A 24,619-nucleotide genomic window follows, 5' to 3' on the forward strand; every position below is an offset into this window, starting at 1 on the left:
GCTCGGCCCACCCCCGACGGGTGGGCGCTCGACGCGAGGCCGGTCTTCGGACTCCCGGATCAACGCCTACCCGTCCGCCTTCCCAGCCCTTGGGCCAGTGGCTGCGCTCCTCGCGCCTGGACGGTCGCTCCCCGGTCACCGCGGCGGGCCCGTGCCGGATTCACACCGGCTTCCCGATTCTCCCCGCGTGCGCGGGGCACCTCGCACGATCATGCCGTTGCCGATGCTAACCCGCACCACCGACGCCGGCCGGCCACGGCCCGGCCCGACAGCACACGCAGCGGGTCCCCGTGTTCCGGCGTCCACGTGGACGCCGGGGTGTGCGACGTCCTCGCCGAGGTGTCCGGCGGTCAGGCCCAACCACGAGGCCCTCCGGTCGCTGGACTCCGGTGCGGCCGGAGGAGCACGACGACGCTCTCGGCGGCGGTGAGCGGCTGACACCGGTCCGATCCCGACCGGCCTGGGCTCGGTTCGGTCACCGCCCGATGCTGGCGTACTCGCAGACCGCCGCCGGGAAGCCGCCCGCGCCGAAGCGCAGCTCGACGACGTGCCCATGGGCGGTCTCGGTGACCGCCGGTGTGATCGACTGACCGGCCTGCGCCGGTCGCAGGTACCAGCACCGGCTGGTGTCGGTGCGGCCGGCCGGCACCCCCGCGTCGGCCAGCGCGTTCTCGCCGCGCTCCAGGTAGCACGCGAAGAAGACGTGGTCGTTCAGATCCGTCTCCCGGTCGCTGAAGGTGAAAGCCGCCGTCTCGGTTCCGCCGCTGCGGGGTCGTCGCGGCAGCTCCGGCAGCAGCGGCGAGTCGCCGCCGAAGCCCGGGGGTGCCTCGGTGCGCGGTGTGGGTCGTGCCCCGGCGCCGGCGTCCAACCAGGTCCACCGGCTGGTCCACACCGCCACCACGGTGCCGTCGGCTGCGCGCAGGGTCAGCTCGTCGTGCCCGCCGTACCAGCCACGCCGGTCAACGCCGAGGGTGACGGCCAGTTCGGCGTCGAGCGGCGCTCCGGGCAGCACCCGCACCGGCGGGGTGTACGCCTGCACGTACCGCACCACGGCGCGGACCCGGTGCCGTTCGAAGTAGGACCAGCGGTCGAGTCCGGCCGTCTCTCGCCACCAGCCGGCGGAGACCTCGTCGAGGAGGTGCACCAGCTGGGTCGGTTTCAGGGTGCCCCGTTGGGTGATGGCCGGATAGCGGGCCTCGGTGCCCGTGCGGTAAACCCTGGACCCGACGGTCACGGCAGTGGTCCATCAGCCCGGGGTCGGCCGGGCCGCAGTGGTTTGATGGTGGTGCCCACCGCGAGCGGACGGGTCCGACCCCCGCAGTGGTGTACCGCCATCGGACCCTCCGCCCGGCACGCGCAGGGCAACACCCGGTTGAGGCTGGAGCCGATGCAGAACTCCTCGAAGGCGGTCCGGTCGCCGGGAAGCAGGCGGGCCAGCAGCGCCATCACCGGGTCCACCGCCTTGATCCGGCCGTCGTCGTCGCGCACCTCCAGCCAGGCGTGGTCGAGGTCCATCATGCCGATCAGCCAACCCCCTCGGGCGTACGCCTCGTACCCCATGGCCCGGCACTCCCGTTCGAGGTACAGGCTGGCGGAGACGCAGTCGACCACCCCGTTGGCGAGCGTGTCGTCCGGGTCGACCTGCCAACTCGACGGCAGCATCTGGAAGCGCGGCCCGCCGTGCCGGATGTCGGCGAAGAGCCGGGCCAGCCGGGGGGAGACGATCCGGTCCGCCCGGCCCGCGGTGACCAGGTCCAGTTCGACGGTGACCAGGTCGGGTACGGCCGGCAGCCGCACCTCGTCGTCGGTCACGGTCACCGGCCCGGCGGCGCTGGCCCAGCCGGAGGCCGCGCCACCGGTCAGCTCCGGAACCGGTCGGTGCAGCAGCCAGCCGGGGTCGGTGCCGCATCCGCCGTCCGGACACCGCATCGTCGCGGTCATCCGCCAGGATCTCGGTTCCGTCCAGGTGGCGGCGGGCTTCAGGGAGAACCGGAACGCGAACTCCCAGCCGATCTCCGGCAGGCTGTTCCCGCTTCCCGAGTAGAGACCCAGGTTGATGAGGTCGTAGTGGCAGAACCGCCGTTCGTCGCCCGCGCCGGTGACCGGCAGCCCGGCCTCGACCAGCAGCTCCAGCGTCTCGGCGGGGCACCGGAGCAGCCCCAGCGCGCCCGCCCGGTCGACGGTGGACTCGCGGTGGGCCGGCGGGACGAGGGTGATGCGGCGCAGCGCGGCGAGCCACCTGTCGGTCTGCGCCGCGGTGACGGCGCTCATCGCGGCCACGCTGCGGGCCCGGCGGAGTCGTAGAGCACCTCGCCGGGGAGGGAGCCGTCCGTGGCGGCGCGGAACATGGGCCGCCGTCGTGGTTTGCCGCTGGTGGTACGCGCCACTGCCGGCGCGGGCACGCTGAGCACCCGGACCCGTACGCCGGGGCCGCCCTCCCGGCCGAGTATCCGCGCGACCTCCGCGGCCCACGGACCCGGCCGCTGCCGGATCAGCGCATGCAGTACGGGTGTGTGGCCGGCGGACCCGGCCAGGACCACGACCCGTTCCGGGGAGAGACCGTCGACGCCGGCGAGGCGGGCCTCCAGGTCCTCCGCGTAGAGGTTGCGTCCGCGTACCTTGAGGCTGTCGCCGGCCCGGCCGAGGACGAACAGTTGGCCGTCGTGGAGGAAGCCGTGGTCGCCGGTGCGCAGCCGGCCGTCGGCGAAGGCGGCGTCAGGTGCGGCGGGCCCGTGGTATCCGGCGGCCACCGACCGGCCGGTCAACGCGATCTCCCCGACGACCCCGGGCGGCAGCGGACTGCCCTCGTCGTCGACGACGGTCACCGCGACGCCGTCGCGGGCGTCGCCGCAGCCGATCAACCAGTCGTCGTCGGCCGCCGGGTCCGTCCCGACCTCCTCGACGGCGGTCACCTCGACCGGTTCGCCGGGACGCAGCTCACCGGCGACCCGCAGCGCCACCGGTGGTGGGGCCAGGTGCAGGCCGGTCGCCACGAGGGTGTTCTCGGCCAGCCCGTACGCGGGGAGGAAGGCGCGGCTGCGGAACCCGTACGGGCCGAGCAGCGCCGCGAACGACTCCAGGGTGCGCCGGCTGACCCGTTCGGCTCCGACGATCGCGGCCCGCCAGCCGCTGAAGTCCATCCCGGCCAGCTCGTCCGGGCCGATCCGCCGGGCGGCGTAGGCGTAGCCGAAGGTGGGTGCGGCGGTCAGCGTCGCCCCCTGTTCGCCGAAGCAGGACAGCCAGCGTCGGGGTGAGCGGACGAACTGGTCCGGGCGCATGGCGAGGATGTCGCTCTGGTTGAGCACCGGAGCGAGGGTGCAGCCGATCAGTCCCATGTCGTGGTAGGTCGGCAGCCAGGTGGCGGTCACGTCGGCGGCGCCCATGTCGAGCCAGTGGCGGATCGCGGTGATGTTGGCCAGGAGGTTGTCGGCGCGGATCGCGACCGCCCGGGGGTGGCCCGACGATCCGGAGGTGAACTGGACCAGCGCCACCTCGTCCCCGGCCGGTGGCGTCGGGTCGTCGGCGGCAGGTGCGACGGGACGGCCCGGCCCCGCGTCGCCCGGCTGGTCCGGGCCCGCGACGGTCAGCACGGTCACCGCCAGACCGGCGGCGGCTGCGGCGCTACGGGCGGTCCCGGCCAGGTGCGGGTCGACGAGCACGGTGCGGGTGCCGGCGACCCGCATCAGGTGGGTCAACTGCTCCGGGTACGCCGCACCCGCGCCGAGCCCGGCGGGCGGCGGCATCGGGTTGACCACCCCGCCGGCCGCCAGCGTTCCGAAGAAGCCGGCCAGGAACGTCTCCGGGGACACCAGCAGGAGCGAGACCACCTCACCCCGGCGCAGTCCCGTGCCGCGCAGCAGTCCCGCCACGTTCAGTGCGGCGGCGGCGAGTGAGGGGAAGTCGTGCCGGGCCCAACCGGCGGCGTCGGTGGCCACCCGTAGCCCGTGGCCGGTGCGCGGCTCGCTGAGCCAGCCGGTCAGGCTCACGGCGTCGTCATCCGGCTGCCTGGCTGACCAGCGCCACCACGTCGGCGACCGTGACGACGTCCATCGCCTCGTCGTCGGAGATCGGTGGCAGGTCGAACCGCCGCTCCAACGCGACGGCCAGCTCGATGAGCGTGAGCGAGTCGAAGTGCAGGTCCTCGACGAGTCGCTGGCCGTCGGTGACGTCCCCGGCCGGGTGGGGTGCCATGCTGGCCACCAGTTGGCGGACCGTCACCTCGACGGGCTCTGCCATCGGGCTTTCTCCCTTTTCCTCAGTTCAGGCTCCGGTTTCCTGAGTTCGGGCTCCGGTTTCCTCAGCTCGGGCTCCGGATTCCTCAGTTCAGGCTCCGGATCGGATGCGGCACGCCGTGCCGGTTCTCGTAGTCGGCGACGGCCCGCTCCTCGGCGGCCCGCCACACCTCGGTGACCTGGGCGTCGACGTCGTCGAGACCGGTGGCGCGCACGCGGCGCAGCAGCGCGTCCCGGCCGGTGTCCCACTGGTCGCGCAGTTGCCGGCCGCGGGCCCGGACCACCATCGGCAGCGCCGACGGGTTGCGTCGCTCCGGGCCGACCAGCACGTGCACCACGTACGGGACGGCGTCGAGGACCTGGTCGCCGACGAGCTGGGCGCGGCCGTTGTCCACCGCGTGGCGCATCGCCCAGACGCCGAAGCCGACGTGCCGGGACTCGTCGCGGATCACGTTGCGCAGTCCCTCGGCCAGCACGGGCAGCTGGCCGCAGCGGCGGACCGCCTCGGCGACCGAGCGGAGCACGACCAGCGCGAGCGCACCCTCGGCCACCACGTGGTAGGTGGTCACCGCGGCGTACCAGGCGTCGCGGTCGTCCGGGTCACGCCGCACCCGTTCGGTCTGTTCCAGCAGGTACGCGTCGAACAGTTCCACTGTGGCATCGGAGGCCTCCGCGCGGCACCGCAGCGCGTACGCGTGGGGTGGCTCGGTGGATCCTTCCACCGCCCGGAGGTAGCCGAGGAAGAAGATGCTGTGCCGGCTCTCGTCCACGAGCTGGCTGGAGAGGTAGAACTGGGCGGCCTGGGTGGGTGCCGCGTACACCAGGGGGGTCAGCAGCCGGGCGACGGCGACCTCGCCGACGGCGAGTTCGACGAGGGCGGCCTTGAGTTCCTGGTAGAGGAAGGGTCGCAGCGCCTGCCACGCCGGTCGGTCGGCGGCCATCGGCAGGTCCTGGGTGGACCAGTTCTGCCGCTCCCAGCGCAGGTACAGGCTCTCCGGGGTGGTTTCCCGGTCGTCGATGAGCTGTTCGTCGAGGACGGCCGTCACCGTGGGACTCCTTTCCCCGTGGCGACCCTGCGTCACGGGGCCGCACCGGTGGCAGCCGGCAGTGGGATCGACCGGAGGAACGGCATCGACCAGTGATCACCTAGAGAATCGGCGAGCCGGTGCCGGGTGTCAAGCAGGGTTCCCGGGCCCGGTGGCGCGGGCGGCAGCGGTCGGCGTGCGGGCCTGTCCGAACAGGAGTCCGGGCAGTTGCTTCGGTGCCCTTTCACCGTGAATCTGCGTCCTCGTGCGGCAATGATCGTGTGGTAGAAAGGCTGGAATTTTCGTCGGCGGCACCGACTACGAGGTTTCGGAGGGGAAGCCCGACATGGGGATACGGGCCGTGGCACCTGGCAGCCTCGTCGATCTCGTCCGGGAACAGGCCGACCGTGACGCGTCGAGCGTGGCGGTGGTCGACGAGGGCGGTGTGCTGACCTACGGCGACCTGGATCGGGAGAGCAGCCGCCTCGCCCACGTCCTGGCGGCCCGTGGGCTCCGGCCGGGCGACCGGGTCGTCCTCCTGCTCCCCCGGTCCGCCGCGGCGATCTGCGCCATCTTCGCGGTCCTGAAATGCCGTGGGGTCTACGTTCCGCTGGACACCGCCAGCCCGCCGGCCCGGTTGCGGCCCCGGATCGTCGCGGCCGAGCCCCGGTTCCTGATCGGGGATGCCACCACCCACCGTCTGCTCCGGCGGTGCTGGGACGATCCGTCGGCGGTGACGGTCTGGCTCACCGACCCGCCGCCGGACGCGCGGCGACCGCAGGACGTCCTGGTGGCCGAGGTCTCCGCCGCACCGGCCACACCACCGGCCACCGGACCGGACCCCACCGACCTCGCGTACCTGCTCTTCACCTCGGGTTCGACAGGAACGCCGAAGGGAGTGCCGATCACGCACGGGAGCGTGCTGTGTCTGGCCTCCTGGGCACGGGAGCACTTCCGGCTGACCAGCACGGACCGGCTCTCCTGCCACTCGGCGTTGTCGTTCGACTTCTCCGTGCTCGACATCTACTCGGCGGTGGCCTCCGGCGCGTCGCTGCACCTGGTGCCGGCGCACTACAACCTCGTACCCGACCTGCTGGCACGCTTCATCCGGGACTCGCGGCTGACCCAGTGGTCGTCCGTGCCGTCGGTCCTCATGGCGATGGCCAACCGTGGTGTGGTGCGGGACATGCCGGAGCTGCGCCGGGTGGTCTGGTGCGGGGACGTCTTTCCGGTCGACGGCCTACGCCACTGGATGGCGAACCTGCCGCACGTCCGGTTCACCAACCTCTACGGGCCCACCGAGACCACCGTCGCGAGCAGCTACCACGACGTCGGGTCGATGCCGGCGTCGGGTGCCGCGGTGCCGATCGGCACCGCGCTGCCAGGTGAGCGCCTGGGGGTGTTCGACGAACACCGGCGGCCGGTGCCGGCCGGCGTGGTCGGTGACCTGCACATCGCCGGGGTCGGGCTCAGCCCGGGGTACTGGCGCAGCCCGGCGGAGACGGCGGCGGCGTTCGGCACCGTCGAGGGGGACGACACCACCCGCTGGTACCGCACCGGGGACCGGGCCAGCATCGACGAGCAGGGGCTCGCCCACTTCCACGGTCGCGGTGACCGGCAGATCAAGTCCCGCGGCTACCGGATCGAACTGGACGAGATCGCCCGGGTCGCGCGGCAACTGCCGGAGTTCGCCGACGTCGCGATCGTGGCGGTGGACTCCCCCGAGGCCGCCGGGCGCGAGATCGGCCTCGCCTACGTGGCCGCCGGCGACCGGCCGCCGGACCACGCGGCGGTACGGTCCGCACTGGCCCGGACGTTGCCCCCGTACATGTTGCCGACGCGGTGGCTCGCGGTGGAGGCGATCGACACGAACAGCAACGGCAAGGTCGACTATCCGGCGCTGACCCGACGGTTCCTCGACCATGCCGACGCGGCCCCGCCCGGAACGGAGACCTAGATGTCGTCACCCACCACCTGGCCGGCGTCGTTCGAGGCGATCCTGCGCCGCTACCTGGCGGCGCTCTCCGTGGACGAGGACATCCCGGCGGAGCCGCTTCTCGACCTGGGCCTGGACTCGTTGCGAGCGACAGCGCTCCTGACGGAGCTGGAGAACGAGTTCGGTGTCGACTTCGGCGACGAGGTGCTCGACCCCGCGCTGTTCTCCAGTGCCGGCCACCTGTGGGCGGTGGTCCAGGAACTGATGAGCGACCCCCTCTCCCCCGCCCCGCAGACCGCAGGTTGATCCGGCAGTTCCCGGTTCGCGGCGAGCCCCGCCCCGGCTGGCGGATGTGCCCCCGGCCCGGCTCACCGCCCACCGTCGCCTGAGCCAGAACCACGGCCACCTCCGAAGCCATGATCCGCTGGGCCGCCATCACCCGGCGGTGGTGCACCCCGGCCTCGACCGGTGAGCGGACCGCACGGGCGACCTCTCCCGTTCGGCCGAGCGACCGGTGAACGCCGGTGGAGATCAACCGATGCCGTCGACCGCCGCCCGGAGCGCGTTGATCGACGGATCCCAGGTGAAGTTCAGGACGGGCAGGCCGGAGGCGGCGGCATTGCTGTCGCCTCCGAGGACCACCGCCCGCGGCTTGGCACTGCCCTGTGGGACGACGAGATACCAGCTGCCCCGCACGTTCGCGATGAACACTTCATCAACCTCCTGGTCCGGTGGGTTCGGGTTGGTGGCGTCCCCGACGTGGTTCTCGAAGTCGACGGTCGCGCCGAAGTTCGTCGGAGCGCCGGTGTTCAGCCACAGGCTGGTGTGCACGTGCGGTCCCACACCGGACTCGCTGCCGTTCGCCGAGGAGCCGGAGTACGCGATCGTCTGGCCCCGGGACACGCGTTGGCCGGGGGCGACGGCGATCCGCGACAGGTGCAGGTGCCGGGTGTAGTTGCCGTCGTCGTGGGCCATCCCCACCACGCGTCCGGTCGCGGTGGAGGTGTCGGTCTTCACGAGACGGATCGTGCCGTTCGCCGCGGCCACGACGGGAGTTCCAGCGCCGACCGCGTAGTCGGTGCCCGGCTCGCCCGAGGGCGGCGTGCGGTTGCGGTGGTCCTGCCACGAACTGGAGATCCGGACGTTCCCGCACGGCCGCTGGTAGCTGCCGGCGGCCCGAGCGGTGTCGGGCAGCAACGCGAAGGCCGCCGACACCCCCGACGCCGCGAGCGCGACGCTCGTGATGAACCCGCGTCTCGTGAGCCCTCGCAGGTAGGCGATCCCACCGAGGTCCTCGGGTCGTGGGCCTGCGTGATCGGCGCTGCCAGGAGGGTCGGGGCACGGCCCCCCACTCAGGATCATCAATGCAACTTACGGCCCCGCCCGGCACGGGGCAAGGTCGTCCTCCGAACGGGGTGGCGGCGTTCCCGTACGGTGCGGGCACTCGTGGGGGTATCGCTGGCCTTGCCGTAGCCTTCACTGTGGCGTCCCGCGGTGCGAAGAGGCGCGCTGACGCCCTCAGGGTCCTGGTGCGGCTGACAGTGATGGTGACCCTCGTCGCCGCCCTTCAGGAACCGGCGGCCCGCCGGGCTGGGAAAGGGGGTCGCGTCTCAGTCCAGCGGACCACCACACGGCGCACTGATTTCAGGTGCTGGTTGCTGCGGGCAGGCCGGCACCGCCTGGCGCGACCATCCCGGCGGATTCCGGTGCGCCGGCTGGGCCAACGACATCGACGCGTGTTCACTCCCGGGCCGGAGAGCCGCCTGGGCTGTGCAGCCGTCCTGGAAGGCAGCACACTTGTTTCGACACGACAGCGCCCCTGCCCTGCGCCGCGTGCAGCCGTTGTCCGCAGCTGATCCGGTGAGCGGGTCGGCGTCCAGCAGCAGGAATCAGCATCCATCCCGGGCGCGATCCGGCCCATCCGGCCAGACCGGCCGAGGTAGGCCGCCGGACCGGTCGCGGCGGCGCGCAGGACGTCCAGCGCCGGAATCCCGGCGGTCGCCCACTCGCCGAACTCCAGGCGCATCGTCTGGCCCGGGGTGGCGCCCTGCCCGTCGGTGCCGGTCATCATGGACACGTTGGCGGCGTGGAAGATGTCGACCATGCGTCTGCAGCGCTCGTACGCTTTGCGGTAGGTCTCGTGTGTCGTGGCCGGCAGGCCGTCGAAGGTCGTGAGAACGTCCTGGCGCCCGGCTTGCTCCTCGGAGGCATCAGGGCGGAACCGGGGTACTGCCGGTATTTCGGGGCGTCGACGAGGTACCGGGTACGCAGGCGCACGAGGGTGGGTGTCTGCCAGGTGCCGTTGGCCACGAAGGTTCTGGCCGACTCCCGCGCCCGTAGTAGGCCATGAGATTGGGGCCGTCGGTGTCCGGGGGGTCGACGCGCGGCCGGGACCCATACGGTCACCAGCAGACCCGGGCCAGGACCGCCCGGTCGTTTCTCGACCGCTCAGCGCGGTCGGCCCTCGATGATCGACAGCCAGCCCGGCTCCGGTTTGGCGATGACCCGGGTCAGCCGGAGGCCGGCCGCCGCGAACAGGGCGGTGAACTGCGCCCTGGTTCGCTCCCGGCCGGTGAACGAGGCCAGGATGACCAGGTCGATGCTCTTGCCCGGATGGGCGGCGTCACCGTCGGGCAGGACGGTGTCCAGTGCCACCACCCGGCCGTCGGAGTTCATGGCCCGTCGGCAGTTGCGCAGGATTCGTACGCACCGCTCGTCGTCCCAGTCGTGCAGGATGTACTGCAACGCGTAGACGTCCCCGCCGGTCGGCACCTCGTCGAAGAAGTCGCCGGGGACGGCCGTCCAGCGGTGGTCGGCGCCCAGCGCGGCGAGTTCGTGTCGGGCGACCACATGGTGCTGGTCGAACAGCACGCCGCGCCAGCCGGGGTGCCTCCTGAGCACCTCCAGCAGCAGGCGTCCCCGGCCGCCGCCGACGTCGACGAGCACCCCGGTGTCGGCGAAGTCGTAGGTGGTGGCGAAGCCGCGACTCTCCAGCTGTGAGTACTGCGCCATCCCCGGGTCGAACTCCGCGGCGGCCTCGGGGTTCGCGGCGAGGTAGTCGAACAGTGGCCGTCCGAAGATCTGTTCCACGGCGGGCACGCCGGTGCTCACGACGCTGCCGAGCCGCCCGACCGGTTGCCAGAAGGTGGGGTTGGTGACGAACACCATGGCTTCCCGCACGGAGGTGGGGCAGTCGCTGCGCAACGCCTCGCCGAGCGGGGTGAGGTGGAAGCGGCCGGCCGCGTCCTCGTGGAATATGCCGCGGGTGGCCAGGAGTCTCAGCACCCGGCGTAGCCCGTCGGCCTGGGTGGCGGTCCGGGTGGCCAGGTGTTCGACCGTGCGGGGGCCGTCGGTGAGGTGGTCGGCGACACCGGTCTGGGCGGCCACCCGCAGGGCCCCGGAGAACACGTATCTCAGGCCCTCGTCGAGCAGGAAGGCCGCTGACTTCTCCGCGTCCATGGCTCCCCCTCACGGGTTGCGGCGGTCGGCGTACCCGGCGGGAAGCTGGTGGGGAGGGCGGTCGATGACGGTGTCGTCGTCGGTGCCGCAGGATTCGACGAAGGTGATGTCGGCGAACTCGGCGACGACGTGTACGGGGTACGTCGGTCCGTCGTCGCGGTATCGACGCATGCGTTCCAGGTGGTCGTTCTGGAAGAGCACCGTACGTTCCGGGTGTTCGTGTACCCAGCTGGGGAAGAAGATGACGCCGCGCAGTCGCCGCCGCTCCGGCATGATGGTGACGCACACCGACGTGCCGGTGGGCTCGGTCCACGACACTGCGTAGACGTCGGGTGCGAGGGACGCCAGGTCGACCTTCTGGTCCTTGACCCACCGTCCGCCGACCATCCCGGAGTGGATCCGGTAGTCGATGGTGGTGGCGTTCTTCACGTACATCTCGTACTGCCATCCGTTGGCGTAGGTGTAGATGAGATGTCGGCCGACGATTCCCGCCACCTCGACCGGTGTCCGGGTCACTGGTTCCTCCCCTGCGTCGGGCAGGTCGACGACGGCCACGACAGGTGAGGTGTCGGGGCGGGAGGTCGGGCTGCCAGGTGGTCGTGCCGTAACCGGCGGGCGGCGATGCCGGTCCGGCCGTGGCTGCGACGGTACGTGTCGGCTGCGGTGGCAGGGACCAATTCCCGTTGGAAGCAAATCCTGCCCGGTATCGGGGTCCAACCGGGTGTGCCGGCCGGGAGCCGGTCCGTTCCTACCGTGGCATCTGCCAGTGCTGCCGGGCCCGGACGCTCGGGCCCCACGCCGCGGTTCTGCACGGCGTGCCGCCCGGCTGACGGGCACACCGACTTCTCCAACGACCGGATGGTGACGGATGTCCACTGACGATAAAGCTCCCAGCGGGACGATGGCGGGTGCGACAAGCCCCGGTGACGCTCCGGCGGGCGGCCCTGTCGACAGTGACCGGCATCCACGTCGGCACACGGTCGACGACGTGACGGCCACTCGTGCGGCGGCCACGACGGTCGACGGGCTGTTCGACCGGACCGCCCGGCGGACGCCGGCTGCGGAGGCGGTGCGGGCGGGCGGCGTCAGGTGGACGTACGAGCGGCTCCGGGTGACCGCCGACCGGATCGGTGCCGCGTTGACGTCTCTGGGGGTGACCCGGGGATCCGTGGTCGGGCTGGTCGGCCACCGTTCGCCGGAGGCCTGTGCGGCGATGCTCGGCGTTCTCAAGTCGGGTGCCGCGTACCTCCCGCTGGACGACCAGCTGCCACCGGCACGGCTGGCGCGCATGGTCGAGATCGCCCGGCCGGTCGTGGCGGTCCGGCTGCCCGGCAGCCGGGACGTCGTGGGCGACATGGTGCGCTGCGTCGACTACCCGGTGCTCGCGGCGCACCGACCCGTGACCCCGACGCGCCCGGCTCACACCGGCGCCGATCCCGCGTATCTGATGTTCACCTCGGGTACCGCCGGACGGCCGAAGGCGGTGATCGTTCCGCATCGCGCCGTGCTGCGCACGGCGGTGGACAATCTGTTCCTGGAGTTGGGCCCGGGCGAGCGGATGATGCACGGCGCGACGATCTCGTTCGACGCGGCGACGTTGGAGCTGTGGCTGCCCCTGCTCAACGGTGCCAGCGTCCTGATCGTCGACAACGCAACCCTGTTGTCGGCTGCGGGGTTCCAGCGGTGGCTGGGCGAGAACGAGCCGACGGCTGTCTTCCTGACCACCGGGCTGCTGCATCAGCTCGCGCACGAGCGGCCCGGGATCTTCGCCGGCGTGCCGCATCTGCTCACCGGGGGCGAGGCGCTGAATCCGCGGCTGGTGCGGCAGATTCTGCGACACGGCCCGCCGGGCCGGTTCGTCAACGGTTACGGCCCGACCGAGGCCACCGTCTTCGCCACCACCCACACCATCGCCGCGGTCGCCGAGGACGCCCCGGACGTTCCCATCGGGCTGCCGATCGGTAACACCTCCTGCCTGGTTCTCTCCGCCGAGGGCAGGCCGGTGCCGCCGGGTGTCGTGGGCGAGTTGCACATCGGCGGCGACGGTCTGGCCCTCGGCTACCTGGGCGACGACGGGCAGACCGCCCGCTCGTTCGTGACGGTGCTCGTCGATGGCGTCGCGCAGCGGCTCTACCGCACGGGGGATCTCGTCTGCCGTGACGACGACGGTGTGCTGCACTTCCGGGGCCGTCGGGACGATCAGGTGAAGGTCCGCGGCAACCGGCTGGAACTCGACGAGATCAGGCATGTCCTGAACGCGCACGAGGCTGTGATCGACAGCGCGGTGGTCACGGTCGAGGACGCGGTCAGTCGGCACGTCGTGGCGTACTACACGTGCACCGATCCCGCCCCGGACAGGGCCGGGCTCCGCCGTCACCTGGCCCGTGACCTGCCGAGGTATGCCATCCCGTCGGCGTTGCACCGGCTACCCGTGTTGCCGCTGACCCCGACCGGCAAGGTCGACCTCGACCGGCTGCGGCACCTGGCCACCGTGGCTGCTCCTCCCACCGGGGAGACCGCGCGTGCGGACGGCGAGGACGTCGCGGCGCGGGTGGTGCACGCCTGGTCGCTGATCCTGCCGCAGGGTGATCCGGCGTCCGACGAGGACTTCTTCGGCCAGGGCGGGGACTCGCTGCGTGCCGCTCAACTGGTCAATCGGATCGTGACGGCCCTGGGGATCGATCTGGCGCAGAGCCGGCCGTTGCTGCACCGGCTGCTCGCCGACCCGGGACTCGCCTCGTTCACCGGCGCCGTGTCCGATGCCGTGCACGGCGCGCTGGACGTCGAGGACCCCACCGACGACCGGTGGCAGCGCGACCTGTACCTGCACCCGACGGTGCGGCAGCACGAGCGGGCGGGCGTGGCTGCGTCCCGGCGTCCGCCGAGCCGGATCCTGCTGACCGGCGCCACCGGGTTCTTCGGCTCGTACCTGCTGCGTGGCATTCTGCGGCACACCGGTGCGAACGTCGTCTGCCTGGCCCGGGCGGACGACGACGGCCATGCCCTCGCGCGGGTCCGCGACGCCCAGCGACGGTACGGGCACCCCGGCGCGTTGCCGCCGGGGCGGGTCATCGCGGTCGCGGGCGATCTGCGTCGACGTCACTTCGGCTGGTCCGACGGGCGGTGGCGGGAGCTCGCCGGCACCGTGGACGCCATTCACCACAGCGCGGCGCACGTCAACTTCGTGTACCCGTACGAGGAGCTGCGCCCGACGAATGTCGACGGCGTGCGCAACCTCGTCGAGTTCGCGATGAGCGGTGGGGGTGTCCCGTTGCACTACGTGTCGACCATCGCCGTGCTGGCCGGCTTCGGCTCCGCCGGTGCCCGCCGGGTCGGTGAGGACGAGCCCCTGGAGCATTTCGGTCGGCTGTCCATGGGCTACCCGGAGAGCAAGTTCGTCGCCGAACAGCTGCTGCGGCGGGCCGCGGCCGAAGGACTACCCGTCGTCGTGCACCGCCCGTACGAGATCACCGGTGACAGCGGTACCGGGACCTGGAACACGGAGGCGGCCATCTGCGCCCTGTTCAAGGCGATCGTGGAGATGGGCAGCGCGCCGGAGATCGACCTGCCGCTCGACTTCGTGCCCGCCGACTACCTGGCGGCGGCGATCGCCTTCCTGACCGGCAGCGTTGATTCGGCGGGCCGGACGTACCACCTGACCAATCCCCGGCCGGGAGGCTTGTCGGACATGGTCGACCGGATGCGGGCGCGGGGGCACCGCATCACCGTCATCCGCTACGACCAGTGGGTCAAGGAACTGGTCGGTTTCGTCGACGCGCAACCACGACATCCCATCGCCGCCTTCGTGCCGGTCTTCACCCTGCCGGCCACGGGCCGTGACCTCACCGTGAAGGAGCTGTACACGCGCCGCGTGTTTCCGGAGCTCGACCGGTCACACGCCGAGCGGGATCTCACCGACCTGCCGTTGGCCTGTCCCCCTACCGATTCCGCCATGCTCGACCGTTACCTCGACTACTTCGCGCGAGTGGGGTTCATCCCCGACCCGCCGGGGTGACGGTCGGCGACGCGAGCACCGCTCGTGGGAGTTGACCGCCATCGCCGGATCCGCGCTCCCGCGCGGGGAATCCGGTGCTCGGCCCTGCTCCCCCATGTCCCGCCGGGTTGTCTGATGCCGGGCAGCCCGATCGGCTCTGGCGGCTGTCGACCGCCACCATGTCCCGAGGAGAAGGTGATTCAGATGGACCGCGAAGTTGTCGGGCCCACCGCCGGGTCCCTGCGTGAGGAGATCGTCCGGCTACGCACGTCCGACCCGTCCAACGAACTGCTCGCGATCGCCGCCGCCGACTCGCTCACGACCGCGCAGATCCAGCGGGAGATCTGCGCGGAACTGCGCGCGCACCGGGCCGAACTCGGCGCGTACGCGGCGATGATGGGCCGGTTCGCCCGGCCGCCGGCCGGGAACACCTTCCTGGCGTTCTACTCGATGGTGATCGCGGCGGGGCCGAAGCTGCACCGCTGTGCCGACCTGCTGGGTGTGAGCGAGCAGGACCGTTCCCGCCGGTACGCCACGCCCCTGGAGAACACGTTCAACGGATACGTGTCCTGGCTGGCGCTGCACGGCACCCAGGCGGAGATCTGCATGGCGTTGCTGTCGGACATGGACTCGTACTTCGGCGTGTGCGACGCCATCGTCGCCAGTGCAGAGCGCGACGGGATCGCATTGCCTGCAGAGGTTGTCGAGTACTACCGGCCCGGGGACATCAGCGACTTCTACGCCGTGACCCAGTCGACGCTGCAGGACGCGTTGGACCGGGGTGACGATCCGGCGTGCGCCGTCGCGGCCGGACGGTTCATGGACGAGTACCTGCGGTTGTTCTGGGCCGAGGTGGCGGCGGCCTGACCGCTGGAAGGGGCAGGCTCATGCGGATCGTCGTGGTCGGTGGCGGGCTGGCTGGTCTGACCACCGCATGGCTGTTGGAGCACGACCACGAGACCACCCTGTTGGAGGCGCAGGCCGAGTTGGGGGGTCACGTCAGGTCGGCGACGACCCTCCACCACGGTGTGGAGTGCGCTGTCGACCTGGGTGCGCAGGACTTCTCCGCCGCCCTGTTTCCCCGCCACGCACGGCTGATCCAACTCATGGGGCTGGCGGCGGAGGTCGTGGAGGTACCCACGACCGTCACGATCCAGGTGCCGGACATGCCCGTCCCGCTGCTGGTGACGCCGGACGGCACGCGCAGTGGGATCCTCGGTGCCGCCGGGGAGGCACTTGCCCTGCTGACGCGGGCCGCGGTCGCCTGGGACACCGAGGGGGTCTCCTGGGAGAGGAGCTACGCCGATCTCGTCGAGCCGCTTCCCGTCAGTGACGGGTTGAAGAGAACGGTCCTGTACGCGCCGGTCGCCGCGCTGTACGGATGCAGCATCGACGACGCCCGGCAGGTGTCCGGGCGGGCGGCCACCGCCGTGCTCGCGCGGAGCGCCGCGCCCGCTGTGGGTGGGTCCGTCGGCTGGCAGAACCTGGTCGGTGGTCTGGCGCGGCTCGTCCGGGCGATCGCGGTGGACCTGCTGGCCACGACCATCCGCACCGGGTCGGAAATCACCAGGATGGAGTCCGGTGACCGGCGGTGGTCGCTGAGCACCGCCGGCGGGCAGGTCTACCAGGCCGACCAGGTGGTGCTGGCGGTGCCACCGCCGCGCTGCCTCCGGCTCATCCGGCAGTTCCCCCACACCGATCGGCTCAGCCGTGCTCTCGCCGGCTTCCGGTACCTGCCCTCGACGACCGGCCTGCACCTCGATCCGGTCTATCTGCCGGCACGGGCGGACCAGTGGTCCACCTCCAACCTGACCGTCTACCGGGAACACGCCGACTCGACGGCCTGGTACGGGCCGATCACCGGGGCCCGGGTCTTCCGAAGTCAGCTCACCCACCGGCCCCGGTTGCCCGAGCGCCTGGTGGCCACCGCGGACTTCGAACAGCTCTATCCGGATGCCATGGCGGTCCGCGGCCGCCGGGTGCTGGCCGATCACCAGGGCCGCGACGGCATCTGGTTCGCCGGACACCACCTCGCCGACATCGACTCCCAGGAGACAGCAGTGAACAGTGCCATCGACATCGCCGCCCGGCTCGCTCCCGCCAGTCACCGACTACGGATGCTCACCGAGGAGGTCGGCCACGACCAGCAGGGACGGCAGGCATGACCGGGATACGCTGGTCCAGCGACGACCACCCGTACGTCGTTCCGTGCCTTGACATCCGCGGTGGCAGGGCGAACCCGTCGGCGTGGCACGACGGACGTGCCTGCGACGACCCGGTCGAGATCCTCGACCGGTACCGCTCTCAGGGGGCGGAGAAGATCTTCCTCGACATCCAGGACGGCTGGCGGGACGACAGCCGGTTCCTGCCGCTGCTGCGGGAGCTGTGCAGGGGTGGCGGCTCGCTGCTGGTGTCCGTCGACAACGGTAGGGCCCGCGACGACCACGACGTCGAGGCGGTCCTCGGAGCCGGGGCTGCGGCGGTGGCGCTGAGCACCACCACCGTGGACTCACCTGATCTCGTGTCGAGGGCGGTACGACGTCACGGTTCGGCCAGCGTCCTGGCGGTGATGAACTGCCGCCGCGCCGGCGACGGTTGGCAGGTGCACGTGGACGGGGGTCGGCGGGCCACCGGTATCGACGCCCTGTCCTGGGTGGCGGCCTGGTCGGCCGCCGGAGTTGGCGCGATCCTGGCGAACTGCCTGGAGCGGGAGGGCGCCACCGAGCAGGGGTACGACATCCGCTTCACCAGGGCGGTGGTTGATGCCGCGGGTGTTCCGGTCATCGCGTCGGGAGGTTGCGGCGAACCCGCGCACATGGTGTCCGCCCGGTCCCGGGCCGGTGCCGCCTACACGCTCGCCAACACCATCTTCCACCGCGGCATCCACAGCGTGTCCGACGCCATCCGGCACTGCGACGGTCACCGCTGAGGATCGGCGCGGATGGAACAGGGGGGCTCGGATGTACGCGATTCAGTTCAGCCGTCACGGCGAGCCGGCGGCCGTGCTCCGGCAGGTCGAGCTTCCCCGGCCGCAACCGGGGCCGGGTGAGGTCCGGGTGCGGTTGACACACCGGCCGGTCAATCCGTCGGACCTGCTCTACATCAACGGGGCTTACGGTCGACGTCCTGTGCTTCCTGCCGTTCCCGGCTTCGAGGGCGTCGGTCGCGTCGACGCCACGGGCGCCGACGTCGGTCTCGCCGCCGGCACCAGGGTTGCCGTCTCGGCGTTCGGCACCTGGCAGGAAAGCGTGGTGGTGCCCGCCGCCGACGTCCTGGTGCTTCCTGACGGCATCGACGACGATGTCGGCGCGCAGCTGATGATCAATCCGTTCACCGCCCGTCTGCTGCTGCACCGCGTCGCGCTCCCGCCCGGGGCGTGGCTTGTCCAGACCGCCGGGCTGTCCGCGGTGGGACGGATGATCGCGCATCTCGCGCACGCACAGGGGGTCAATACCGTCAGCACCCATCGCGGCAGCGGCCCGGTGAACGTCGAGGGTCTTCCGTCGACCGATCATCTTGTCGACACCAGCCGTGCGGATCTGCTTTCCGTGGTGGGCACACTGACGCATGGCGTCGGTGCCTCTGCGGCGCTGGACGCTGTCGGCGGGGAAACGGGAACCGACGCGCTGCGGTGTCTTCGCACGGGCGGTCTTATGGTCAGTTTCGGACTGCTCTGCGGTCAACCGGTCGCCGTGTCACCGGCTCACCTCATCTTCCGGGGTCTTACCGTCGAGGGATTCTGGCTGCCTCACTACCTGGGCGGAATGCCGCCGGACGAGATTGCCCGGATAGGCCGGCACATCATTGCCGATGCTCTCGACGGGACACTGCCGTCTTCCGTCACACGCCGGTATGCCCTGACCGAGGTCGTCGCGGCCGTCGCCCATGCCCAACGAGCCGGGCTCACCGGCAAGATCCTCCTAACAGGCTGAACTGACCGCGCGGTGGGGTGGTTTCTTTGCGACTTGCAGATCACGGGTATTCGACCGGGAGCTCCTGATCCGCAGTGCCCCGCAACACGATGGAAATTCCAGCCTGTTGACCACCAATGGCTGAGGTTTGTGCGTTTTTTCGGCAATGGCAGTCAGCTCCCTGAACTATCCGGGAGTCGCTCTATACGGCTGATAACGTAGCGTGATGGGGCCGAGAAACGTGCCCGGTAGGCAGCCGCCATCCGTGGGCGACCGGATAGCTTCGGCACGACGCAGACGCGGAATGTCCCGACGGGTGTTAGCCGACCTGATCGGTCGCAGTGAAGAGTGGCTACGGCAGATCGAAAACGGCAAGCGTCGCCTGGACAGCATCGAATACGCGATACGCATCAGCGACGTTCTCGACATCGGCGACCTGTTGACGGAGCTCGGTCTTGCCGAGGCGCACGCGTCACGGACATCGCGGCCGGCGAGCGCGGTGGCGCGGACCCGGGCGGCGATCCTCAGTGCGGTGGGCACCGATCTTCTCGGTGACGAGGCGCAGCGCCGCCCGCAGGTCGTCTCCCTGGAGCGGGAGGTCGAGGAAGCCTGGCGGATCTGGACTGGTCACGCGAACCGCTACCAGCGGACCTTCCTGCTGCTGCCCCAACTGATCCAGGACGCGTCCGCGCGGCTGCGTACCGAGGTCACCGCCGATCCGATCGCTGCCGCGCTGTCGGTGCACTATCTGGCGCGCACGATCCTGTCCCGGGTGAACGAGGAGCAGCTCGCCTGGATCATGGCCGACCGGGCGTTGGTGGCCGCCGGGCGGGTCGGCGGGGAATCGCTGTTGGCTGCGGCCTGGCACGGGGCGTCGAGCTACCTGCGGCAGGGGTGTTACGAGGAGGCGCAGCGGCTGGCTCTCGCTGCGGCGGCCCACGAACCGCCCGGCGACGCCCGGGCGGACAATCTGCTGTCGCTGCGTGGAGCGCTGCTCCTGGTGGCTGCGGAGGCTGCCGCGGCGGACCTCGATGTCGAGCGTTGCTTCCAGTTGTTGCAGGACGCCCGCCGCATCGCCCGGAACGTTCCGGACGATCTGCAGCCCCACATGATCCCGTTCGGGATGACCGAGGTGGGCATCAGCGCCGTGCAGTCCGAGATCCGTCTCGGTCGCATCGCCGAGGCGATGCGTCTGGCCGCAGAGGTGGACATCCCCGACGACTATCCGCCCGACCGCCAGGCGCGGTTCTTCATTCCACTGGCTTTTCTCCACGCCCGTCGTAACGAGGATGCCGCTGCGGCCTTCGCCCTGGGCAAGATCGCCGGCATCTCACCGGAGGACATCCGCTACGACCACCTGTGCGGTCAGGCGTTGCACCGCCTGCTGCGCCGCAACAACCTGACCATCCGCCGCGAGCTGAGTCGCCTCGCCGCACTGAGCGAGTTCCGTCCCGGGTGAGTGGGGGTGCGGCCGCTGATGCCTGAAGGCAAGATGCCGGGTTCGGCCGTGCCTCGGTGCCGGTCTCGGGACGCCAGGGTGACGACGACCTGCGGGAGAGCGCCTGGCAGTCAGCTACCGGTGTGGGCCGGTCGAATGACGGTGAAGACGGCTCCCGCCGGGTCGGCGAGCGCGCAGACCCGACCGGTCACCACGTCGCGCGGTGGCACCAGCAGTCGGCCACCGCCCCGCTGGGCCCGCTCGGCGACGTCGTCCGGGTCCGTCACGGCCAGATAGACCATCCAGCCGGCGGGCAGCAGGGTATCCAGCGGCGCAGGCGTGGCGAGCCGGCCGGCGACCGGCGCGACGTCGCCGACGAGCAGGGCGTACGAGTCGTCGGGGGCACCGGGTGGCACGCTGGACCGCAGGCCCAGGGCGGCGGAGTGGAACCGGTCCACTCCGGCCGGGTCGGTCGTCATGTACTCGTACCAGCAGGGCCGACCGAGGCCCGGGGCCACCGGGGCCGATGCGGTGCGTAGCCGGAAGCTCCCGCCCAGCGGGTCGTGCACCTCGTCGCCGGTCAGCCGGGCGCCGGCTGCGCCGGCGGCGGCCCGGACGGTGGCCTCGTCAGCGGCGCCGAAGACAGTCCACCAGCGGGCCGGGGCAGGACCGAACCGCAGATCGGCGGCGGGAACCCCGTCGGCGAGCGCGGTGCAGCCGTCGGCGGTGGCCTGGTACGTCCAGCCCAACAGGTCCTGGTAGAAGCTACGGGCAGCGTCGAGGTCGCTCGTGACGAGTTCGGCGCCGGTGGGGAACGGCCTCGTCCGGGGTGCGTTCACCTGAGTCTCCAAACCGGGGCGGTTGATCAGGGTTCAGGATGCCCCACGACTGTCCCGGCCGCCCCGCCGCCCTGCCACGAGTCGAACGTTCGACCGAGTAGTTCGTCCAATGGGGCCGGTCGGCCCAGGTGGTAGCCCTGGCCGGCGTCCACGCCCAGCATCCGCAGCGCCGGCACCAGCGCGGCGCGCTCCACCGACTCGGCGACGGTTCGCATGCCCAGGCCGTGCGCGGCGCGGACGACCGCGTCGATGAGCACGGGATCGGCGCCGCCGTGATCCGCCTGGCGGACGAAGTCGCCCGCGATCTTGACCGTGCTGAAGGGCAGGTGCTTGAGATAGGCGAACGAGCCGAACCCGGCGCCGAAGTCGTCCAGGCTCAGCCGGCAACCGGCGTCGCGCAGGGTGCTGGCGAGGTGCCGCACCGCGGCGACATTGGTGATCGCCGCGGTCTCGGTGATTTCCAGACCGAGCCGGCTCGCGTCGATGCCGGCCGCGCGCAGGGTGCGCACCACCCAGTCACCGAAGCCCGGCGATTCCAGGGATCGAGCCGAGATGTTGATGTCGAAGCACATTCCCGCCGTCATGGCCTTGGGGTGGGCCAGCGCCTGGGTGGCGGTGGACACCACCCACCGGTCGAGCTCACCGATGAGGTCGTCACGTTCCACCGTCGGCAGGAACTCCGCCGGTGACAGGTTGGGCTCGCCGCCGTCGCGCAGCCGGATGAGCAGCTCGCGGCTGACCACTTCCCCGGTCGACAGGTCGATGATCGGCTGGGCGTCCAACCGCATCCGGTTCTCGTCGAGGGCCTTGCGGACCCGGGTCACCACGTTGACGCGCTGCACGGCGTGCCGGTACTGCTCCGGAAGGTAGAGCCTGGCCCGGTTGCGGCCGGCGTTCTTCGCCTCGTACAGGGCAAGGTCGGCGTGGGCGAGCACGGTGTCGCGGGTGTCGCCCGGTTCCAGCGAGGCGGCGCCGATGCTCAGGGTCACCCGCAGCCCGGTGCCGGCCAACGGCACGGGCGTGCGGACACTGACGTCGCAGAGCCGCTCGGCGACGGCGAGGGCGTCCTCGGCGTACGCCCCCGGCAGGACGACCGCGAACTCGTCGCCGCCCAGGCGGCCCAGCACCGTGCCGTCGGGCAGCTCATACAGCAGCCGCCGGGCCAGGACGCGCAGCACGTCGTCGCCGACCGCGTGCCCGTGCACGTCGTTGATGTCCTTGAAGTTGTCGATGTCGATCAGCAGCAACGCCGCGGACCGTTCCCGCAGCTCGGCGATCAGGTCGTCGAGGCGGGCCAGCAGGGCACGGCGGTTCGGCAGATCGGTCAGCGGGTCGCGTTCGGCCAGCTTGGTGAGCTCGTCCTGCACCCGCCGCATCGCGGTGATGTCGTGGGCGGTGCCCAGGACGCGCGCCGGCGCCCCAGCGGCATCGGGGAAGACCTCGCCGTAGCACTCGAAGACGCGCAGTGTCGCGCCGTCGGCGAGGTACATCCGATGCGTGTAGGAGAACGAGCCGCCGTCGCGCAGGGCCTTCTCCAACGTCCGTTCGATCATCGCGACGTCGTCCGGGTACAACATCTGCCGGTAGGATTCGTAGTCGAGGTGTGCATCAGCGGGCAGACCGAACATCTGCAGCAGCACGTCGCTCCAGACGACCTCACCGGTCAGTACGTTCCACTCCCAGGTGCCCACCTTGGCGAGTTGCTCGAGGTGGGCCAGCCGCCACCGGTAGTTGCGCCCACGGTCGCGTTCCTGCCGCTCGGCGCTGACGTCACGCAGCTCGTACAGACGCAGCGGTTGCCCCTCGTGCTCCATGCCGTGACATCGCACCCGTAACCACCTGGTGGCCCCGTCGGCACCTTGCACCGGGTGGTCCACCGCGGGCCCGTCGGGCCCGATCTGCCCCAGCGGCAACTCTGCCAGCCCGACACCCAGCCGGTGACCGGCCGGGTTGCACCAGAGAAAGCGGCCGTCCGGGGCCATTATCGCCAAGGCAATGGAGGCGGTGTCCGCCGCGAGTCCCGGCAGCGTGCTCACCTGGGGCCACCACTTCCCTTCGCCGAGCAGGGCGCAGCACAGCCACGGCTGACAGACGGTCATCCTGTCGCGACGGGCAGTCTAGCGGCCGTCCGGACGGTCCGCTCAGGGCGTCGGCGGCGAGAGCGGCGGGACCGGTCGCGATGCTGGCCGATCGAGCTCGTGGTGTCGGATTGAAGCTGGCCGGTGCGGCGCATGCACCCCGGCAGCCGGCGGCGGGCGACACGGCGCGGCAACGTCTGTTCGCACGTTCTGACGGCAAGGCGGTGGGGGAACCGGTCATCGACCGTGGTGCCGCTGCGTTGGCCGGCGCCGAGATCGTCGCGACGGATGACGACGTCGCCTCCGAAGCTCGGCATCACCCGCCGGCCACACCCCGGCCCAGGCCGCGCGAGGGTGAGCAGCCCACGCGCGCGCTGGCGCGGCGACCCCGGTCTTCCAGGAACACGACGGCCTTCTCGCGCGAGTCCTCGCTGCGCACCGGCTCTGAGGCCGCGTGGACCGGCGGCACCGCCCCACCCGTTGATCGTGCCTCGTCGGTCGCGACATGGTGCCGCACATCCGGGTCGCGCATGTCCGAGCGTTTCCTCCGGGTGCGGTGCCAGCTTTTTTGGCTGCAAGTAGCTGCCGCTTTTTGCGGCCCACGTGGTGTCGCGGGCAGTGGTTTCGGTCCGCCTATCGTCGGCAGCGTGACGCCCCGTTGAGGGGTCGCGGCGCGGTGGTTTCCGCGCGGTCGGTGCTGTTTTCGACAACCGGCAACGTGGTGCGCCTCGGCGAAGGGTGATGGTGACCGTGACTGTGCTCGCTGCGGTGGTTCAGGCGCGTACCGAGGTGGTGTGGCCCAGCATGTGTGGGCACAACTCGCTGTTCGTCGGCCGGATCGGCGACTGGACCTGGGACGCCGTCGGGGCGGCGTGCGGCATCGACGTGATGAACACCCATGATTCGCAGGGCCGGCCGGCCTATCTGTCGTTCTGCTACTTCCGGATCCGCGGTGGTCGACGTTTCCACCTGCGGACGCCGACGTTCGGGGACCGGCTTCATGTGGACACGGCGCTGTACCGGACGAGGGGCCAGTCGGTGCTGGCGCTGCACCGTATCGGCCGGTCGCCGCGCCGGCACGGTGACGGTTTCGACCTGCACGAGTTCGTGACGGCCAGTGACGCGGACCGCCTGTACGTGCAGACGCTCAACAGGTGGGTGGCCCGCAGCCGGGAGGGTTCGAACCGGGCGTTACTCCGGGCACTGCCGACGGGCTTTGCGCTCGACAGCTTGCCGGAGATTCCGCCGTCGCACTGTCCCCTTCCCACGATGCGTCGGGCACGGATGGCGTACACCCTGCGCCCGGCCGCAGCGGTGCCGTCCGGGGAGGGCCTGCGGTTGGATTATCAGATCGACCCGTCGCGTGACCTCAACGGCGTCGGTTTGCTGTATTTCGCCTCCTATTTCTCGATCGTGGACTGGGCGTTGTTGCGGTGGTGGCGGCAGCAACGCCGCACCGACGAGACGTTCCTCGGCAGGGTCGTCGTCGACCAGCAGATGTGTTATCTGGCGAATGTGGACGGGGGCGTGACGATCAGCGCCGACGTCCGGGCGTGGCGGCCGATGACGGGACCCCGCCCCCATTCGGAGTTCGTGGAGGTCGTGCTGCGTGACGGGCAGCGGAGGCTCGTCGTCAGCACGCTGGAAATTCTCACCGACGACAGCAGGTGAGCCCAGGTTCCGCCGGAACCCAACCGAGGGAGCAGT

Annotated in this window: 21 protein-coding genes and 1 riboswitch; of the genes, 9 read left to right on the forward strand and 12 right to left on the reverse strand. The window is 71.2% G+C overall.

Annotated elements, in window-relative coordinates:
* Positions 1-20: 20 nt before the first annotated feature.
* Positions 21-219: riboswitch (cobalamin riboswitch) on the reverse strand.
* A gap of 256 nt (positions 220-475) precedes the next feature.
* From ACN268_RS10025 to ACN268_RS10045, 5 genes are all read right to left on the reverse strand, one after another.
* Positions 476-1,234: a hypothetical protein gene (locus ACN268_RS10025; protein WP_421482894.1), complete on the reverse strand. Its 759-nt coding sequence runs from the start codon at positions 1,232-1,234 to the stop codon at positions 476-478.
* Positions 1,231-2,271, reverse strand: coding sequence for a hypothetical protein (locus ACN268_RS10030; RefSeq protein ID WP_421482895.1), 1,041 nt, complete (start codon positions 2,269-2,271; stop codon positions 1,231-1,233). The genes ACN268_RS10025 and ACN268_RS10030 overlap by 4 nt, the downstream gene beginning before the upstream one ends.
* Positions 2,268-3,986 carry an AMP-binding protein gene (locus tag ACN268_RS10035; protein WP_421482897.1) on the reverse strand — a complete coding sequence of 573 codons (1,719 nt, stop codon included), beginning with the start codon at positions 3,984-3,986 and terminating at the stop codon, positions 2,268-2,270. The genes ACN268_RS10030 and ACN268_RS10035 overlap by 4 nt, the downstream gene beginning before the upstream one ends.
* Positions 3,987-3,993: 7 nt before the next feature.
* A complete protein-coding gene (locus tag ACN268_RS10040) occupies positions 3,994-4,236 on the reverse strand; it encodes an acyl carrier protein (RefSeq protein WP_204923467.1) in 243 nt (80 codons plus the stop codon).
* Between the two features lie 82 nt (positions 4,237-4,318).
* Entirely contained in the window at positions 4,319-5,278 is a 960-nt protein-coding gene (locus ACN268_RS10045) for a hypothetical protein (protein ID WP_421482898.1), read from the reverse strand.
* A 340-nt stretch (positions 5,279-5,618) separates the two neighbouring features.
* On the opposite strand from ACN268_RS10045, the gene ACN268_RS10050 reads away from it, so the two are divergent.
* Together ACN268_RS10050 and ACN268_RS10055 are read left to right on the forward strand one after the other, a co-directional pair.
* Positions 5,619-7,214 (forward strand): amino acid adenylation domain-containing protein, encoded by a 1,596-nt coding sequence (locus tag ACN268_RS10050; RefSeq protein ID WP_421482899.1) that lies wholly within the window; start codon positions 5,619-5,621, stop codon positions 7,212-7,214.
* Positions 7,215-7,499 carry a phosphopantetheine-binding protein gene (locus tag ACN268_RS10055; protein WP_421482900.1) on the forward strand — a complete coding sequence of 95 codons (285 nt, stop codon included), beginning with the start codon at positions 7,215-7,217 and terminating at the stop codon, positions 7,497-7,499. It abuts the gene before it with no gap.
* Positions 7,500-7,724: 225 nt separating this feature from the next.
* Here ACN268_RS10055 and ACN268_RS10060 read toward each other — a convergent pair whose 3' ends face one another.
* The 4 genes from ACN268_RS10060 to ACN268_RS10075 all read right to left on the reverse strand — a co-directional run bounded on the left by ACN268_RS10060 (position 7,725) and on the right by ACN268_RS10075 (position 11,168).
* Entirely contained in the window at positions 7,725-8,408 is a 684-nt protein-coding gene (locus ACN268_RS10060) for a M23 family metallopeptidase (protein ID WP_421482901.1), read from the reverse strand.
* Between the two features lie 352 nt (positions 8,409-8,760).
* On the reverse strand, positions 8,761-9,591 hold the full coding sequence (locus tag ACN268_RS10065; RefSeq protein WP_421482902.1) for an amidohydrolase family protein: 831 nt from the start codon (positions 9,589-9,591) through the stop codon (positions 8,761-8,763).
* 50 nt (positions 9,592-9,641) lie between these two features.
* Entirely contained in the window at positions 9,642-10,652 is a 1,011-nt protein-coding gene (locus ACN268_RS10070) for a methyltransferase (RefSeq protein WP_421482904.1), read from the reverse strand.
* Between the two features lie 9 nt (positions 10,653-10,661).
* Complete coding sequence (locus ACN268_RS10075) at positions 10,662-11,168, reverse strand: phenolic acid decarboxylase (protein ID WP_421482905.1); 507 nt, start codon at positions 11,166-11,168, stop codon at positions 10,662-10,664.
* 472 nt (positions 11,169-11,640) lie between these two features.
* On the opposite strand from ACN268_RS10075, the gene ACN268_RS10080 reads away from it, so the two are divergent.
* The 6 genes from ACN268_RS10080 (at position 11,641) to ACN268_RS10105 (ending at position 20,016) form a co-directional block, all read left to right on the forward strand.
* Positions 11,641-14,667: an amino acid adenylation domain-containing protein gene (locus tag ACN268_RS10080; RefSeq protein ID WP_421482906.1), complete on the forward strand. Its 3,027-nt coding sequence runs from the start codon at positions 11,641-11,643 to the stop codon at positions 14,665-14,667.
* A gap of 183 nt (positions 14,668-14,850) precedes the next feature.
* A complete protein-coding gene (locus ACN268_RS10085; protein ID WP_421482908.1) occupies positions 14,851-15,513 on the forward strand; it encodes a hypothetical protein in 663 nt (220 codons plus the stop codon).
* Between the two features lie 20 nt (positions 15,514-15,533).
* Positions 15,534-16,811: a protoporphyrinogen/coproporphyrinogen oxidase gene (locus ACN268_RS10090; protein ID WP_421482909.1), complete on the forward strand. Its 1,278-nt coding sequence runs from the start codon at positions 15,534-15,536 to the stop codon at positions 16,809-16,811.
* Entirely contained in the window at positions 16,808-17,575 is a 768-nt protein-coding gene (locus ACN268_RS10095) for a HisA/HisF-related TIM barrel protein (RefSeq protein WP_421482910.1), read from the forward strand. The genes ACN268_RS10090 and ACN268_RS10095 overlap by 4 nt, the downstream gene beginning before the upstream one ends.
* Positions 17,576-17,606: 31 nt before the next feature.
* The gene (locus ACN268_RS10100; protein WP_421482911.1) at positions 17,607-18,578 is read left to right on the forward strand and encodes a zinc-dependent alcohol dehydrogenase family protein; all 972 of its coding nucleotides are present in this window, start codon (positions 17,607-17,609) and stop codon (positions 18,576-18,578) included.
* A 205-nt stretch (positions 18,579-18,783) separates the two neighbouring features.
* Entirely contained in the window at positions 18,784-20,016 is a 1,233-nt protein-coding gene (locus tag ACN268_RS10105) for a helix-turn-helix domain-containing protein (protein WP_421408759.1), read from the forward strand.
* Between the two features lie 110 nt (positions 20,017-20,126).
* On the opposite strand, the gene ACN268_RS10110 is transcribed toward ACN268_RS10105, so the two are convergent.
* The 3 genes from ACN268_RS10110 to ACN268_RS10120 all read right to left on the reverse strand — a co-directional run bounded on the left by ACN268_RS10110 (position 20,127) and on the right by ACN268_RS10120 (position 23,444).
* Entirely contained in the window at positions 20,127-20,834 is a 708-nt protein-coding gene (locus tag ACN268_RS10110; RefSeq protein WP_421482912.1) for a VOC family protein, read from the reverse strand.
* Positions 20,835-20,860: 26 nt separating this feature from the next.
* A complete protein-coding gene (locus tag ACN268_RS10115) occupies positions 20,861-22,648 on the reverse strand; it encodes a putative bifunctional diguanylate cyclase/phosphodiesterase (protein ID WP_421482913.1) in 1,788 nt (595 codons plus the stop codon).
* Between the two features lie 580 nt (positions 22,649-23,228).
* The gene (locus tag ACN268_RS10120) at positions 23,229-23,444 is read right to left on the reverse strand and encodes a hypothetical protein (protein WP_421482915.1); all 216 of its coding nucleotides are present in this window, start codon (positions 23,442-23,444) and stop codon (positions 23,229-23,231) included.
* Positions 23,445-23,653: 209 nt separating this feature from the next.
* Between ACN268_RS10120 and ACN268_RS10125 the strand changes: the two genes are divergently transcribed.
* The gene (locus ACN268_RS10125) at positions 23,654-24,583 is read left to right on the forward strand and encodes an LnmK family bifunctional acyltransferase/decarboxylase (RefSeq protein ID WP_421482916.1); all 930 of its coding nucleotides are present in this window, start codon (positions 23,654-23,656) and stop codon (positions 24,581-24,583) included.
* Positions 24,584-24,619: the final 36 nt, after the last annotated feature.

Source organism: Micromonospora sp. WMMD735, assembly GCF_049178995.1.
GTDB lineage: Bacteria > Actinomycetota > Actinomycetes > Mycobacteriales > Micromonosporaceae > Micromonospora > Micromonospora wenchangensis.

Bases quoted from the DNA above. Each gene is read 5' to 3' on its own strand.
- ACN268_RS10100 (WP_421482911.1), top strand. From the start codon at position 17,607: ATGTACGCGATTCAGTTCAGCCGTCACGGCGAGCCGGCGGCCGTGCTC.
- ACN268_RS10120 (WP_421482915.1), bottom strand. From the start codon at position 23,444: ATGCGCGACCCGGATGTGCGGCACCATGTCGCGACCGACGAGGCACGA.
- ACN268_RS10095 (WP_421482910.1), top strand. From the start codon at position 16,808: ATGACCGGGATACGCTGGTCCAGCGACGACCACCCGTACGTCGTTCCG.
- ACN268_RS10030 (WP_421482895.1), bottom strand. From the start codon at position 2,271: ATGAGCGCCGTCACCGCGGCGCAGACCGACAGGTGGCTCGCCGCGCTG.
- ACN268_RS10055 (WP_421482900.1), top strand. From the start codon at position 7,215: ATGTCGTCACCCACCACCTGGCCGGCGTCGTTCGAGGCGATCCTGCGC.
- ACN268_RS10105 (WP_421408759.1), top strand. From the start codon at position 18,784: ATGGGGCCGAGAAACGTGCCCGGTAGGCAGCCGCCATCCGTGGGCGAC.
- ACN268_RS10125 (WP_421482916.1), top strand. From the start codon at position 23,654: ATGGTGACCGTGACTGTGCTCGCTGCGGTGGTTCAGGCGCGTACCGAG.
- ACN268_RS10070 (WP_421482904.1), bottom strand. From the start codon at position 10,652: ATGGACGCGGAGAAGTCAGCGGCCTTCCTGCTCGACGAGGGCCTGAGA.
- ACN268_RS10085 (WP_421482908.1), top strand. From the start codon at position 14,851: ATGGACCGCGAAGTTGTCGGGCCCACCGCCGGGTCCCTGCGTGAGGAG.
- ACN268_RS10065 (WP_421482902.1), bottom strand. From the start codon at position 9,591: ATGGGTCCCGGCCGCGCGTCGACCCCCCGGACACCGACGGCCCCAATC.
- ACN268_RS10115 (WP_421482913.1), bottom strand. From the start codon at position 22,648: ATGGAGCACGAGGGGCAACCGCTGCGTCTGTACGAGCTGCGTGACGTC.
- ACN268_RS10090 (WP_421482909.1), top strand. From the start codon at position 15,534: ATGCGGATCGTCGTGGTCGGTGGCGGGCTGGCTGGTCTGACCACCGCA.
- ACN268_RS10040 (WP_204923467.1), bottom strand. From the start codon at position 4,236: ATGGCAGAGCCCGTCGAGGTGACGGTCCGCCAACTGGTGGCCAGCATG.